Here is a 14,772-nt window from a genome sequence, read left to right as displayed (position 1 = left end):
GTTCGTACTCTCCTCATCGGGTGGTGGTGTTCTCCGCCGACCGCCGCAGCGCCTTCTTGTCGACCTTGCCCGCCGCGTTGTGGGGGAGGGCGGGAAGCGCGTGGAAGGCGCGCGGGACCTTGAAGTTGGCCAGTCGCTCACGCGTGTACGAGGTCAGCCCCGCCGCGTCGACCGGAGCCCCCGCCGCCGGTACGACGTACGCGACGCCGACCTCCCCGAGCCGGGCGTCCGGCGCGCCGACGACCGCCGCGTCCAGGAGGTCCGGGTGGCCCCGCAGCACCTGCTCCACCTCCGCCGGGTACACGTTGAACCCGCCCACCACGAACATGTCCTTCAGCCGGTCGGTGATCCGCAGGAACCCGCGCTCGTCGAGCACCCCGACGTCCCCCGTGTGCAGCCAGCCGTCCGCGTCGACGGCGCGGGCGGTGGCCGCGGGGTCGTCGAGGTAGCCGTGCATCACGTGATAGCCGCGGGTGAGGATCTCGCCCGGCTCCCCGGGCGGCGCGTCGATGCGCAGCTCCGTGCCCTCCAGGGCCGTCCCGGAGGTCCGGGCCAGGGTCTCCGGGGACTCGTGCGGCGGGCAGATCGCGACCACGCCCGTGGACTCGGTGAGCCCGTAGGCGGTGTTGACGCTCCGCGCGCCGAGGTTCGTCCTGATCTCCTCGATCAGCGCGGTCGGGATGTTCGCCGCGCCGGTGACCGCCATCCGCATCGCGCTCAGGTCGTACGCCGCGCGCTCGGGGTGGTGGATGAGCGAGGTGAAGACCGTCGGCGCGCCGGTGAGCACGGAGATCCGCTCCTCCTGCATCCGGCGGAGCACGGCGTCCGCGTCGAAGACCCGCTCCGGGAGGATCGTGGCCCCGTGCAGCAGACAGGCGAGGACGCCGGCCTTGTAGCCGAACGTGTGGAAGAAGGGGTTGACGAGCAGGTAGCGGTCGCCGCGCCGGAGCGTGACCGTGCGGGCCCAGGCGTCGTACACGCGCAGGTTCTGCCCGTGGGTGGTGGGCACGCCCTTGGGGCGGCCGGTGGTGCCGGACGTGAAGAGGATGTCGGCGGTGTCGTCGGGCCCCACGGCGGCGGTGCGGGCCAGCCGGTCCTCGGCGGTCACCCGACCGGCACCCGAGAGGAACGCCGGCCAGTCCGCGGAGTGCAGGGTCACCGTCCGCTCCAAGAGCGGGAGTTCCTCTCCCGCGTCCGTGAGCAGTGCCCGGTAGTCCGTCCCCAGGAAGTCGTGCTCGGTGAAGAGCAGCCGGGTACGGGAGCGCCGCAGGATGTCGGCGGCCTCGGCCGCCTTGTAGCGGGTGTTCACCGGGACCAGCACCCCGCCGGCCGCCACCGCGCCCAGCGCGGCCACCACCCAGCGCGCGCTGTTGGGCGCCCACACCGCGACCGAGTCGCCCGGCCGCACCCCCTGCGCGATCACCGCGCGGGCCGCCCGGTCGACCCGCTCGCGCAGTTCCGCGAACGTCCAGCGCTCCTCGCCGAAGACGAGGGCCTCCTCATCCCCGTACCGCTCCGCGGCCCAGTCCGCGAGCCGGGCGATGGTCTGCGCGCCCCTCATGATCTGTCACGTCCTCCCTGCTGCCCCGTCCCCCGGCGGGGCGCGGGCGGTGGATCCACAGCGGATCGGAGCCTGTCAGGGAGGGAGGGCCCGGCGCAGGGGCCGGTTCCCGCTCACCGGGAAGGTGCCGGCGATTCTTGAGCCCGGGAGCGGGGGCGCCGGGCGGGCACGGGGGAGCGGCCCGGACCTGTCCCTCGGTCCGGGCCGCTCGTCCGCGCGCCGCGGCTGGGCCGTTTCTTTCGGATCGTGCCGGGCTCGCGGCGTGACCCGAAAGAAGCGGCCTAGGCCGTGCGGCCCGCCGGGTGGAGGTTGACGCGCTCCCGGACGACGGGGAAGCCGGCCTTGGCGAAGTTCGCGGCCATGGGGACGTTGCCCCGGTCCGTCGCCGCGCCGATGGACTCCGCGCCCTGCTCGACGAGGACGTGGGCGCACTCCGTGAGGAGGTCGTACGCGTAGCCGCGGCCGCGGTGCTCCGGGAGGACCCCGATGAAGCCGATGACCGGGCCCGAGGGGTTGTGCGCCGGGACGTGGATGCCTACCATCTCGCCGTCCGGCGTGTGCGCGGTCTGCCACCACTCCCGCGGGGAGGGGCACCAGTGGAAGAAGTCGAGCTCCTGCCGGGCGGCCCGGTCGAGACCTCCCTCAGCGACGGCCCTGAGCGCGTGGGCGTCCAGGGTGACGGAGTGGATGCGGCGCAGCGCGTCGAAGAACACGCCGTCGTCGGGTTCGGCAGCGAACCGCAGGCGTCCGGGCCGCTCGGGCAGACCCCGTTCGGGGGTCCAGCGGTACAGGAAGCGTTCCACGAGGAGTTCGTACCCCGCGGCCCGCGCGGCGGCGAAGCGGGCCTCGGCGGCGGCACGCAGGGCGGGGCTCTCCCGCCAGCCGCCGGGCAGGTTGATCTCGAGTTCGACCTGCCAGGGGGCGGACCGCAGGAGTTCGGCCCCGGCCTCCTCCTCGCCCTCGGCGACGTCGAACCAGTTGATGTTGACGGGCTCCGCGTCGTCGGGGCCGCCCCACCACGCGCCGCGCGCCACGACCTCGCCGTCGCGCAGGGCGACGCGCTTCCAGTCGGGGCGGAACCGGGTGAGGCGATGGCCCTCGCGGGCGGCCAGGGGGTCGGGCAGTGCGTCGAACAGAGAGGCGTCGCTCGCGGAGAGCGCGCGGATGACCGGATCGGTCATGGATTCCTCCGGGATACAGGCTGCGTGGAGCGCTCCCGGTCAGAAGGGTCGAGCCACGCCGGGACAGCGGAACGGGGAGCGCGGGAACGGTGTGAACTGCACAGCACTCGCCTCCTTCCGTACGTCTCAGGGCGTGAAGCCACACCGTAGGGGATCTTCCCCGGGCGCGTCCACGGATTTCCGCGACGCGGGCCGGGCGGAAAACCGGATGCAGACGATACGTATCGTCTTTTACGCTGGGTTCATGCGCCACCACTACTTCCTCTGAGTCCGGGCACGGCCGACGCCGCCGTCACCGATGCCCCTCGACACCCCACTCAGGAAGTACCGCCATGCGTGCACGCGCTCAACTCTCGGTCAAGGACGTCACCAAGTCCTACGGCCTCCGGACCGTCCTCGACCAGGTCACCTTCACCGTCCGCCCGGGCGAGAGGGCCGCCGTCGTCGGCGAGAACGGCTCCGGCAAGTCCACCCTCCTGCGGCTGCTCGCCGCGGCGGAGGCCCCGGACACCGGGGAGATCACCGTCGACTTCCCCGGCGGCACCGGCCATCTCGGCCAGACCCTCGACCTCGCCCCGGACCGCACGGTGCGGGACGCCGTGGACCTCGCCCTCCGTGAGCTCCGCGCCATGGAACGCCGGCTGCGCGCGGCGGAGGAGCGCCTCGGCACGGCGTCGCCGGACGAGCTCACCGCGTACGGAGAACTCCTCACCGCCTACGAGGAGCGCGGCGGATACGAGGCGGACGCCCGCGTCGACGCCGCCCTGCACGGCCTCGGGCTCGCCGGGATCACCCGCGACCGCGCCCTCGGCTCGCTCTCCGGCGGCGAGCAGTCGCGCCTCGCGCTCGCCGGGGTCCTCGCCGCCGACCCGGAACTCCTGCTCCTGGACGAGCCGACCAACCACCTCGACGCGGCGGCCGTGCGCTGGCTGGAGGAGCGACTGCGCGCTCATCGCGGCACCGTCGTCGCCGTCACGCACGACCGGGGCTTCCTGGAGCGCGTCGCCACCACCGTCCTGGAGGTGGATCGGGACACCGGGACCGTGCGGCGCTACGGGGACGGCTGGGCCGGCCACCGCGCGGCGAAGGCCGCGGCCCGGCGCCGCGCCGAGCAGGAACACGCGGCCTGGCTCCTGGAGACGGCCCGCGCCGAGGAGCTGCTCGACGCCGCCGGGCGGCGCCTGGCGACCACCGGAAGGGACCCGGGGCAGGGCTTCGGCAAGCACCGCCGCTCCCACGAGGCGAAGCTCGGAGGGCAGGTGCGGGCGGTCCGTGAGCGCCTCGCGCAGCTGCGGCGCGAACCGGTGGCCGCGCCCCCCGAGCCGCTGCGGTTCACCACGACGCCGCTCACGGCCGGCGGCGCGCGTCCCGGCGACGGCCCCCTCGCCGAGCTGCACGGCGTCAGGGTCGGCGACCGGCTCCGTCTGGACGGGCCGCTGGCCGTGGCCCCCGGTCAGCGGCTGCTGGTCACGGGTGGGAACGGGGCGGGCAAGACCACCCTGCTGCGCGTCCTGGCGGGCGATCTCGAACCGGACGCGGGCACGGTCCGCCGCCCCGCGCGGATCGGGTACCTCGCCCAGGAGCTGCCCGGGCACTCCCTCCGGATCCCGCTGCTCGCCGCCTTCGCGGCCGGGCGGCCGGGGCTCCCCGAGGAGTACGCCGCGCCGTTCCTCGCCCTGGGCCTGTTCCGCGAGCAGGACCTGCACGTCCCGGTCGCGGAGCTGTCCGCGGGGCAGCGGCGGCGCCTGCAGATCGCGCGTCTGGTGACCCGGCCCGCGGACCTCCTGGTCCTCGACGAGCCGACCAACCACATCGCGCCCGACCTCGTCGAGGACCTGGAGACGGCACTCACGGGCTATCCCGGAGCGGTGGTCGTGGTCTCCCACGACCGGGGCTTCCGCGAGAGGTTCCCCGGCGACCGCCTGGAGATGCGCGGGGGCCGCCGGCACGACCGCGCCTGACCCCGCGCCCCGCGCACGACGAGGGCGGGCACGACCGTGCGCAGCACCTCGGCGGACAGGACACCCTCCCGTACGAGGACCGGGACCTCGCCGGTCAGGTCGACGATCGACGACGACAGCGGCCCGGCGGTCCGCCCGCCGTCGAGGTACACGGCCACCGAGTCGCCGAGCATCCCGAAGGCCGCGTCGCAGTCCTCGGGCGACGGACGGTCGGTGAGGTTCGCGCTGGAGACGGCCATCGGGCCGGCCGCGGCCAGCAGGTCGAGGGCGAGGGCGTGGTCGGGCATCCGCACGGCCACCGTGCCGCCGGTCTCGCCCAGGTCCCAGGAGAGAGTGGGCCGGTGGCGGAGCACCAGCGTCAGACCGCCCGGCCAGAACGCCCCGATCAGGTCCTCGGCCGTCTTCGGCAGCTCGGCGACCAGGTCGTCGAGCGCGTCCTTCGAGCCGACGAGCACGGGGGACGGCTTGTGCCGGCCCCGGCCCTTCGCGGCCAGCAGACCGGCCACGGCCCGGGGATCGAACGCGTCCGCGCCGATCCCGTACACGGTGTCGGTCGGGAGGACGACGAGGCGCCCCTCGCCGAGGACCGTCACCGCCGCCTCGATGCCGGCCGACCGGTCCGACGCGACCGCGCAGTCGAAGCGCCGCGCCACCGGGCCGCTCACCGCGCGTCCTCGACGCCGTGCGAGGTCACGAGGCGGGCGCTGCCCTCGGCGAGCTGGTAGGAGAGTCCGACGACCGCCACCTCGCCCGTCTGCACCTGGTCCGCCAGGACCCGGGAACGGTCCATGAGCAGCTGCACCGTGTGCCTTATGTGCTCGTCGACGATGTCGCCGTCCTCCGTCAGACCCGCGGCGCGGGCCGCCAGCACGCTCGGCGTCACGCGCTCCACCACGTCCCGGACGAATCCGGCCGCGGGAAGACCGTTCTCCACCGCGGCGCGGGCGGCGGCGACGGCGCCGCACGAGTCGTGACCCAGGACGACGACCAGCCGGCAGCCGAGCACGCTCGTGGCGTACTCGACGCTGCCCAGCACCTCCGCGCCCAGCACGTGGCCCGCGGTCCGCACGACGAACAGGTCACCGAGTCCCTGATCGAAGATGATCTCCGCCGCGAGCCGCGAGTCGGAGCACCCGAGGATGACCGCGAACGGCTCCTGCCCGGGTTCGAGCTGCGCACGGCGCGCGGCGTCCTGGTTGGGGTGTTCGGGCGTCCCGGCGACGAAGCGCTTGTTGCCGGAGAGCATGGCGTCGAGGGCGACGGCAGGAGAGGTACGAGGCATGCCACCCACTGTAACGAGCCGCTCCCGCCCCGCCTCCGGCCGGTCCCGCCGCAGGTCGGGCCCGGGGCCGCGCGGCGAGGCGGCGCCGCGACCCGCATCCGGCGGCGGACGCGGGTGGCGGGCCGCCCGGATCCGCCCCGCCCGTGTGCCGTCCCGCCCGCCCCGGGCGCCCGGGGCGGGGCCGGCCGCACCCCGCCGGTCCCGGTTCGCCCATCCGTGCGACCCGGCCCGGGAGTAGCCTGCGCGACGCAGATCTCCGTCGGGGGCCGTGGGCCGGCCCTCCCCACAGGAAGACACGCCATGACGAATCCGCAGTTCGGCGACTACCAGAACGAGATCTACCTCCACGGCCTCGGCGGGGTGACCCCCGACCTGCCGATGACCTACGCGGAGCTGGAGGCGAAGGCCGCGGGCGCGCTCCCGCCGTCGGTGCTCTCCTACGTGGCCGGCGGCGCCGGGGACGAGTTCACCCAGCGCGCCAATGCAGCCGCCTTCGAACGGTGGGGCCTGTACCCGCGGATGATGGTCGGCGCGACCCGCCGGGACATGACGGTGGACCTCTTCGGGTACACCCTGCCCTCGCCGCTCTTCATGGCGCCCGTCGGCGTGCTCGGGCTCTGCGCCCAGGACGGCCACGGCGACCTGGCCACCGCCCGGGCCGCGGCCCGCACCGGCGTGCCGATGGTGGCCTCCACGCTCACCGTCGACCCGCTGGAGCGGGTCGCCGCGGAGCTCGGCGACACCCCCGGCTTCTTCCAGCTCTACACCCCCACCGACCGCGACCTGGCCGCGAGCCTGGTCCACCGCGCGGAGACGGCCGGGTTCAAGGCCGTCGTCGTCACCCTCGACACCTGGGTCACCGGCTGGCGTCCGCGCGACCTCGCCGCGAGCAACTTTCCGCAGCTGCGCGGCCACTGCCTCGCCAACTACTTCACCGACCCGGTCTTCCGGGCCCGTCTCGCGAAGTCGCCTGAGGAGGACCCGGGCGCGGCGGTCCTGGAGTGGGTGGGCGTCTTCGGCAACCCGCTGACCTGGGACGACCTCCCCTGGCTCCGCTCCCTGACGGATCTCCCGATCATCCTGAAGGGCCTCTGCCACCCGGAGGACGTCCGACGCGCCAGGGACGGCGGGGTGGACGGGATCTACTGCTCGAACCACGGCGGCCGCCAGGCCAACGGCGGCCTGCCCGCCCTGGACGCGCTGCCGGCCGTGGTCGACGCGGCCGGCGGCCTGCCCGTCCTCTTCGACTCCGGGGTCCGCAGCGGCGCCGACGTGGTCAAGGCCCTCGCCCTCGGCGCGACCGCCGTCGGCGTCGGCCGGCCGTACGTCTACGGGCTCGCGCTCGGCGGCACGGACGGCGTCGTCCACGTCCTGCGCTCACTGCTCGCCGAGGCCGACCTGATCATGGCCGTGGACGGCTACCCGGCCCTGTCCGACCTCACCCGCGAGGCCCTCGTACGCCTCTGACCACGCGAGCGCGGCCCGGGCCCGCCGGAGGGGACCGGGCCCCGGGCACCGAGATTTTGCCCTCCCGTGGTTGCCGCACCGACAGCCCCGTCGGATCTTGGTCACCATGCTTTCGGGCAGCTGGTTCTGCTGGTCACGGGGGGTGCGCAGGGGCCCTCCGCCCTGAGCGGGGAAATGTTCATGCAGCTCGAGTTCCGGCACCTCCGTGTCCTGCTCACCGTCGCCGAGGCCGGCAGCATCCGCAAGGCCGCGGCACGCCTCCAGCTCTCGCAGCCCGCCACGAGCGCGCAGTTGAAGCGGATCGAGCACGAGCTGGGCGGCCCGCTCTTCGTCCGCAGCGCCGAGGGCGTGAAGCCGAACGAGAACGGGCAGTACGTGCTGCGCTGCGCGCGCGATCTGGTGGTGGGCTTCGACCGGCTGCGCGAGCACGCGCGTTCCGCCGCCGAGGCCGACCCGGGGACCGCCGCACCGCTGCGGGCGGGGGGCACCGCCGGCCCTCTGGTGTCGCTGCTCATCTCGGCCCTCTTCGAACTCGTCCCGGAGAGCCGGCTCACCATCGACGCCCGCCGTTCCGTGCACACCCTCGTGAAGGCCCTGAGCCAGTCGAAGTGCGACATAGCGGTGTTCGGGGAGTTCCCGGGCTTCCCCCTGCCGGTCGGGGAGTCGGTGGTGACGCGCACGCTGCTGCGCGAGCCGGTCTTCGTCCTGCTCGCCGAGGACCATCCGCTGGCGCGCCGGGAGCGGGTCCGCCTGAGTGATCTGAGCGGTGAGGAGTGGGTCATGCCGGAGGCGGACGAGAGCGGTGTGCACGCGTACCTCCATCTCACCTGCCAGGCGGCGGGATTCACGCCGCGCGTGGCGCACGTGACGCCGGACCTGTCCGTGGCGCAGATCCTGGTCGCCGGCCGCCGTGCGGTCTGCGGGGTGTGGCCGAGCGCCGACGTCCCCGCCCAGGGCACCGTGCAGCGGCCCCTGGCGGACGTCCCGTTCCACCGGCGGCTCCAACTGGCCTGGAACCCCGGGTCGGTTCCGCCCGAGCTCGCCGACGCGGTGGGCGAGCGGCTGTCGGCCGCGTACCTGTCGCTGGTGAGCGAGCGGCCGCAGTACCTGGCCTGGTGGGAGGACGGGGGCGCGGAGTTCGCGCTCGGCACGGACGGCTGACCGCCCCCGCCGCCCCGCTCCCGTGACGCCTCCGCGGTCCGTCACGGGCTTCCGTGCCTCGCCCCCTATAGCACCGCGGTTGTATCCCACCTGGGATCACGTCAGGAACATGTCACCTGGTGAACACTTCGCGTCAACGTCCCAGGACGTCGTCACCCCCCACGACGAGCGAAGGAACACCCCGTCATGTCCCGTCCTCTCCTTGCCCTCTCCACGATGGTCGCCGCGGCCGTCATCACCACGGGCGCGCTGGCCGTACCGGCCTGGTCGCAGCCCGACGTGGCCCAGCGGGGGACCTCCGCCCGCGCCACCGCGATATCCCGGGCCGAGGCGAACGTGAACCGGCACGCCGACACCTTCGGCTTCGGCGCGGGCCAGAAGCTCCACGTCAAGGACGTCGTGCTCGACGCCGACGGCACCCAGCACGTCCGCTTCGAGCGGACCTACCGCGGCCTCCCGGTCGTCGGCGGCGACTTCGTCGTCCACCAGAAGGCCGACGGCTCCCTCAAGGGCTCCACCCACGCCAGGGCCCACAAGGTGGCCGTCGCGTCCGTCACCCCCGGAGTCGACGCCAAGGGCACCGCCGCCGGCGCCCTGAAGCGCTCCGAGGGAGTCGTCGACGAGGCCAGGTCCACGCCCGAGCTGATCGTGTGGGCCGCGGACGGCACGCCCCGCCTCGCCTGGCGCACCACGGTGCAGGGCCTCGGGGACAAGGGCCAGCCGCACGGCGAGGTCTTCGTCACCGACGCCACCACCGGCGCCTCGATCGAGAACTACGACACCGAGCGCGAGGCGACCGCCACCGGCCACTCCGAGTACACCGGTGACATCACCCTCGACACCACCCTGCAGGCCAACGGCACCTACGCCCTCATCGACCCGGTCCGCGGCCACGTCACCAAGGACGCGCGCAACGCCTCGTCCTCGTCCCTGAACAGCTCTTCGGGCACCCTGTTCACCGACGCCGACAACATCTGGGGCGACGGCCGGAAGTTCTCCACCGACCGCGCCACCGCCGCCGTCGACGCGCACGCCAACACCGCGAAGACGTACGACTACTACAAGTCCACCTTCGGCCGCAGCGGCATCAAGAACGACGGCCGCGGCGCCACCGTCTTCGTCCACGTCGGCACCAACTGGGACAACGCCCAGTGGTCGGACGCGTGCTTCTGCATGATGACCGGCGACGGCGACGGCAGCGTCGACCCCGAGCAGGTCGACCTCGACACCATGGGCCACGAGATGACCCACGGCGTCACCTCGGCCACCGCCAACCTCCGCTATAGCGGCGAGTCCGGCGGCCTCAACGAGGCCACCAGCGACATCTTCGGCACGATGGTCGAGTGGTACGCGAACAACGCGGTCGACACGCCCGACTACCTCTTCAGCGACCAGTCCACCCCGCCGTGGCTGCGCCGCATGGACAAGCCCTCCCTGGACGGCCGCTCGGCCGACTACTGGTCGAAGTCCGTCGGCCGGCTCGACGTGCACAACTCCTCGGGCGTCGGCAACCACTGGTTCTACCTCGCCAGCGAGGGCAGCGGCACCAGGACGATCAACGGCGTCACCTACAACAGCCCGACGTACAACGGCTCCACCGTCACCGGCATCGGCAACAAGAAGGCCTCCGCCATCTGGTACCGGGCGCTGACCGTCTACATGACCTCCACCACGGACTACAAGGGCGCCCGCACGGCGACCCTGAGCGCGGCGAAGGACCTCTACGGCGCCACCAGCCCCGAGTACGCCACCGTCGCGGCGGCCTGGACCGCGGTCAACGTCGCCTGACGCTCGTCGGACCGGCCCCGAGGGGGATCCCCGGGGGGGGGGGGGGGGCGGCGGGGGGGGGGGGGGGGGGGGGGGGCGGGCGGGGGGGCGGCGGCCCCCCCCGCCCCGGCCGGCGACTCCCGCCGCTCTCGCCCCCGCGGCCCGCGCGGGGGGGCGCCCCGCCGCGCCCCCCCCCCGGGGGGGGGCGGGCCCCCGGGCGGGACGCCGGCCGGCGCGGCGTCAGACGACCGACAGGACGATCTTGCCGGCCGTGCGGCCCCGCTCGCCGATCTCATGGGCCTTCGCCGCCTCGGACAGCGGCAGGACGGTGTCGACCACCGGGCGCAGCGCACCGCTCTCCACCAGAGCGGTGATCTCGCGCAGCCCGAGGTGGTCCGGCTCGACCAGCACCCAGGCGGCCCGCACGCCGTCGGGCGCGGCCGGCACGTCGTCCGGGCCGGGCAGTGTGATGAGCCGTCCTCCGTCGCGCAGCACCTTCAGGGAACGCTCGGCCGTCTCCCCGCCCAGACCGTCGAGGACGACGTCGACGTCGGAGACGAGGTCCTCGAACGGGGCCTCGCGGTAGTCGACCACCTCGTCCGCGCCGAGCTCCCGCAGCAGCCCGTGCTTGGCGGCACTGGCCGTGCCGATGACGTACGCCCCGCGGGCCTTGGCGATCTGGACGGCGAAGTGACCCACGCCACCGGCCGCCGCGTGCACGAGGACCCGCTCGCCGGGCCGCACGTCCGCCGCGTCGACCAGGGCCTGCCAGGCGGTCAGCGCGGCGAGCGGCAGCGCCGCGGCCTCCACGTGGCTGAGGGACGCCGGCTTCGGCGCGAGATGACGGGCCGGCGCCACGACGTACTCCGCGTATCCGCCCGCCTGCCGGGGGAACAGCGGCATCCCGAAGACCTCGTCCCCCGGGCGCAGGCTCCCGACGCCCGGCCCCACCGCCTCCACCGTGCCGGACACGTCCCAGCCGACGATCGCCGGAGCGCCCCACTCGATGAGGCCGCCGCTCGCCCGGGTCTTCCAGTCCACCGGGTTCACCCCGGCGGCGTGGACCCGGACGAGGACCTCGTTCAGGCCCGGCTCCGGGCGCTCCACCTCGCGCTCGACGAGCTTTTCGGGACCGCCCCACTGCTCCACGACCACCGCGCGCATGCTCTCCGCCCTCTTCCTTCTCGTTCGGCGTCCGCCGGAACCTCTCCGGCGGCGACACGTTCACCTTCCCGCCTCCCGGCACAGCGCGGTGTTGGCCCTCCGGCCACTATGTGCCAGGATTTGGCCATGGACGAAACGACCCCCCACAAGGCGACCGTCCGCGCCCACCGCGTCGCGGTCCTCGCGCTGCCCGGTGTGCCGCCCTTCGAGCTCGGCATCCCCTCGCGGGTCTTCGGCAGCGTCCAGGACGACGAGGGCCGCCCCCTGTACGAGGTCACCGTCTGCACCGCCGACGGGGCCCCCGTGCTCAGCGACGCCGGGTTCGTCGTGCAGCCCGCGGCGGGCCCGGAGGCGCTCGTCGCCGCCGACACCGTCGTCGTCCCGCCGACGCACGCCATGCCGGAGCTGGGGCGCGGCGGCCCGCTGCCGCCCGAGGTCTCCGAGGCCATCGCGGGGATCCGGCCCGGCACCCGTCTGGTGTCGATCTGCACCGGGTCGTACGTGCTCGCCGCCGCCGGTCTGCTCGACGGGCGCCCGGCCACCACCCACTGGAACCTGGCCCCGGAGTTCCGGCGGGCGTACCCCCGCGTCAGGCTCGACGAGGAGGTGCTCTTCGTCGACGACGGCGACGTCCTCACCTCGGCCGGGGTGGCCGCCGGGGTCGACCTGTGCCTGCACATGATCCGCCGGGACCACGGCGCCGCCGCGGCCAACCGGGCCGCCCGCATGTGCGTCGTACCGCCGTGGCGGGACGGGGGGCAGGCGCAGTTCATCGACCGTCCCGTGCCCGAGCCGACCCTCGCCAGCACGACCGCGACACGCGCCTGGGCCCTCGAACACCTCGGGGAGCCGCTCACCCTCGCCCGGCTCGCCGAGCACGCCCGGATGAGCCTGCGCTCGTTCACCCGGCGGTTCCGCGACGAGGTCGGGATGACGCCCGTGCAGTGGCTCACGGCACAGCGCCTGGAACTGGCCAGACAGCTCCTGGAGACCACCGACCTCCCCATCGACCTCGTGGCCCACCGGGCGGGCATCGGCTCCGGGAACTCCCTGCGCGCCCACATGCGGACGGCCTTCGGCGTCTCGCCCGCCGCCTACCGCCGGGCGTTCGGCGCCTCCGACCCCCTCGTCGGGGCGCCGGAGTAGGGCCCGGCCGGTCAGCCCGCCCAGCGCCCCGAGAAGAAGGCCACGGCGAGGACGACGGAGAGCGGGACCGACAGGCAGAGCCAGGCGGCCGTGCGCCGGGGCCCGCGCGAGGTCCACGCGGCGAGGCCGGTCCAGAGCGGCCACCACAGGAGGGTGGCGCGGGGCACGGACATGTACCAGTACGAGGTGCCGAGGGCCCAGAGACTCAGCGCGACGTAGACGGCCTCGGGCCGGCGGCGGGCGCGCGCCAGCAGGCCCACCGTGACCAGGCCGACGAGCATCGCGACGAGCTCGGCCTGCCACATCAGGGCGTACGGGGCGCTGTAGCCGTGCCCGAAGGCGGCCTCCCAGGTGGTGCCCCAGGACTCCCAGGGGGCGTGGAACTGGCGGTACCAGCCGCGCTCCTGGGCGTGCTTCCAGGCCATCACGTCCCCCGTGTGCCCGTACAGGTACCAGGAGTAGAGGACCGGCGGCAGCGCGGGCAGCGCCAGCCACGGAAGCCTCCGCAGCTCGCCCCGCCGGGGTGCCGTGAGGGCGAAGTGGACGGCCAGCGCGGCGAGGAGGAACAGCCCGCTGACCCGCACGGTGGTGGCGCCCGCCGCCAGGAGTGCGGCGAGCCTCCAGTCGTGGCGCCGTGCGGCGAGCCAGGCCGGCAGGGCGAGGGCGAGGAAGAGGGACTCGGTGTAGCCGACGGCGAGGAACACGGCACACGGCGAGGCCAGCAGCAGCAGGACGGTCCGCCGGCCGTCGGCCGCCCGGGGGAGCTCCAGCCGGGCGATGCGGCCCAGGGCGAGGACGGCGACGGCACCGGCGACGAGGGAGACGAGGAGTCCGGCGGCGGTCCAGTCGCGGACGAGGAGGTGCACGGCCCTCAGGACGAGCGGGAAGCCGGGGAAGAAGGCCTCTCTGTCGTCCCGCTCCCCGGGCCGGGCCGCGGGGTCGTCGGGGAAGTAGCCGTCGCGGGCGATGTGCAGGTAGTGGTTCCAGTCCCACTGCCCGACGACCGCCGCGAAGGGTTCCGGGCGGTGGGCCCCGGGATCGCGCGGGAAGAGCCACGCCGTGCAGTACGCGGTGAGGAGGACGGCGACGCGCGTGAACAGGTAGAGCGTGAGGACGTCACGGTCGCCCGCGTCGAGACGCGGTCGGGTCCGCCGCGCCGACGGAGGCGCGGTGGTGCGGAGGGCGCGGACGTCTCGGTCCAGCAGGGTCATGGGGGTCGTCCGCATCTCTCTGAGGGCAGGGCAGGGCGGGGCAGGGCACGGCGGGGCGCGGGACGGCCCGGTGTCGTGTGGCGGTCCCGTGTGTACGAGGGGGTGTGGGGCGCTAGCCGGCGCCGCCCGGGGGTGTCGTGGTGGTGGAGGCGCCGGTGGGCGTCCCGGGCGGGGGAGCGGTGGCGGTGGCGCTCCGCGTCGGGGCGGTGGTGCTCGGCGGGTACGTGGCCTCGGTGGTCGCGCTCGTGCGCGCCGGGGTCGGGCCGCCCACCGAGGGGGTGGTCGCGGGCAGGGCGGGCCCCGAGGGGCCGGGCAGGAGGGTGGCGAGCGCGGCGCCCCCGCCGCCCACGACCAGGCACGCGGCCGCGGCCAGCACCGCGAGGCGGCGCCGGTGGGCCCGCCGGCCGCGGGCGCTGATCTCGGCGGCCGGCGCGTAGGAGGCACGGGCCCGGCCCGCGGCGGCGGCCTCCTCGAAGAGCGACTTCAGCGGGTCGTGGGACTCATGCACCGGGTGCCTCCTCGCTGGACGAACGGTCGGTACGGGGGCCGGCGTCCGGCCGCTCCCCGCTGCGGGGGCGCCCGTCCCCGGGCTCCCCGTCGTGCGGGCGCGCGCCCCGCGGGTCCTCCAGCCGATGGGCGAGCGCCGCCCGGCCGCGGGACAGGTGGGTCTTGACCGTGCCGGAGGACAGGCCGGTCTCGGCGGCGACCTGGTCGACGCTCAGGTCGCACAGGTAGTGGAGGGCGAGGGTGCGCCGCGGGGGGGGGGGGGGGCCCCCCCCCCCCCCCAACCCCCCAACCGCCCCGCCCCCCCCCCCCCCTACCACCTGGGTGCGGGGCCCCCCGCCCCCCCCCCCCCGCCGAGCGCGCGGGG

The 14,772-nt window shown here is 74.9% G+C and carries 11 protein-coding genes and 2 pseudogenes; 5 read left to right on the top strand and 8 right to left on the bottom strand.

Annotated features, from left to right (window positions below; all coding sequences use genetic code 11):
• Positions 1-13: 13 nt before the first annotated feature.
• Positions 14-1,561: a FadD3 family acyl-CoA ligase gene (locus ACFV2S_RS21495; protein WP_385561341.1), complete on the bottom strand. Its 1,548-nt coding sequence runs from the start codon at positions 1,559-1,561 to the stop codon at positions 14-16.
• 281 nt (positions 1,562-1,842) lie between these two features.
• A complete protein-coding gene (locus ACFV2S_RS21490; protein ID WP_385561338.1) occupies positions 1,843-2,742 on the bottom strand; it encodes a GNAT family N-acetyltransferase in 900 nt (299 codons plus the stop codon).
• Between the two features lie 332 nt (positions 2,743-3,074).
• On the opposite strand from ACFV2S_RS21490, the gene abc-f reads away from it, so the two are divergent.
• Positions 3,075-4,703 (top strand): ribosomal protection-like ABC-F family protein, encoded by a 1,629-nt coding sequence (abc-f, locus tag ACFV2S_RS21485; RefSeq protein ID WP_385561335.1) that lies wholly within the window; start codon positions 3,075-3,077, stop codon positions 4,701-4,703.
• 14 nt (positions 4,704-4,717) lie between these two features.
• Here the strand turns inward: abc-f and ACFV2S_RS21480 are convergent.
• Positions 4,718-5,356: pseudogene (locus tag ACFV2S_RS21480) on the bottom strand (L-threonylcarbamoyladenylate synthase); the annotation flags it as partial.
• Between the two features lie 8 nt (positions 5,357-5,364).
• Complete coding sequence (locus tag ACFV2S_RS21475; RefSeq protein WP_385561333.1) at positions 5,365-5,985, bottom strand: carbonic anhydrase; 621 nt, start codon at positions 5,983-5,985, stop codon at positions 5,365-5,367.
• A 300-nt stretch (positions 5,986-6,285) separates the two neighbouring features.
• Between ACFV2S_RS21475 and ACFV2S_RS21470 the strand changes: the two genes are divergently transcribed.
• From ACFV2S_RS21470 to ACFV2S_RS21460, 3 genes are all read left to right on the top strand, one after another.
• The gene (locus ACFV2S_RS21470) at positions 6,286-7,452 is read left to right on the top strand and encodes an alpha-hydroxy-acid oxidizing protein (RefSeq protein ID WP_385561331.1); all 1,167 of its coding nucleotides are present in this window, start codon (positions 6,286-6,288) and stop codon (positions 7,450-7,452) included.
• 180 nt (positions 7,453-7,632) lie between these two features.
• Complete coding sequence (locus tag ACFV2S_RS21465) at positions 7,633-8,613, top strand: LysR family transcriptional regulator (protein WP_385561328.1); 981 nt, start codon at positions 7,633-7,635, stop codon at positions 8,611-8,613.
• A gap of 186 nt (positions 8,614-8,799) precedes the next feature.
• Positions 8,800-10,401 carry a M4 family metallopeptidase gene (locus ACFV2S_RS21460; protein WP_385561326.1) on the top strand — a complete coding sequence of 534 codons (1,602 nt, stop codon included), beginning with the start codon at positions 8,800-8,802 and terminating at the stop codon, positions 10,399-10,401.
• A gap of 219 nt (positions 10,402-10,620) precedes the next feature.
• On the opposite strand, the gene ACFV2S_RS21455 is transcribed toward ACFV2S_RS21460, so the two are convergent.
• Positions 10,621-11,544: an NADP-dependent oxidoreductase gene (locus ACFV2S_RS21455; protein ID WP_385561323.1), complete on the bottom strand. Its 924-nt coding sequence runs from the start codon at positions 11,542-11,544 to the stop codon at positions 10,621-10,623.
• Between the two features lie 126 nt (positions 11,545-11,670).
• Between ACFV2S_RS21455 and ACFV2S_RS21450 the strand changes: the two genes are divergently transcribed.
• Positions 11,671-12,690 (top strand): GlxA family transcriptional regulator, encoded by a 1,020-nt coding sequence (locus tag ACFV2S_RS21450; RefSeq protein ID WP_385561320.1) that lies wholly within the window; start codon positions 11,671-11,673, stop codon positions 12,688-12,690.
• An 11-nt stretch (positions 12,691-12,701) separates the two neighbouring features.
• Here ACFV2S_RS21450 and ACFV2S_RS21445 read toward each other — a convergent pair whose 3' ends face one another.
• The 3 genes and pseudogenes from ACFV2S_RS21445 to ACFV2S_RS21435 form a co-directional block, all read right to left on the bottom strand.
• Positions 12,702-13,901 carry a mannosyltransferase family protein gene (locus ACFV2S_RS21445; protein WP_385561317.1) on the bottom strand — a complete coding sequence of 400 codons (1,200 nt, stop codon included), beginning with the start codon at positions 13,899-13,901 and terminating at the stop codon, positions 12,702-12,704.
• A 112-nt stretch (positions 13,902-14,013) separates the two neighbouring features.
• Positions 14,014-14,409, bottom strand: coding sequence for a hypothetical protein (locus ACFV2S_RS21440; RefSeq protein WP_385561314.1), 396 nt, complete (start codon positions 14,407-14,409; stop codon positions 14,014-14,016).
• Positions 14,402-14,772, bottom strand: a pseudogene (locus ACFV2S_RS21435) (RNA polymerase sigma factor); the annotation flags it as partial. The gene ACFV2S_RS21440 and the pseudogene ACFV2S_RS21435, both read right to left, overlap by 8 nt.

The organism is Streptomyces sp. NPDC059695, from assembly GCF_042733785.1.
In the GTDB taxonomy this organism is placed as follows: domain Bacteria; phylum Actinomycetota; class Actinomycetes; order Streptomycetales; family Streptomycetaceae; genus Streptomyces.
This window is presented reverse-complemented; position numbering and strand designations above follow the sequence as displayed.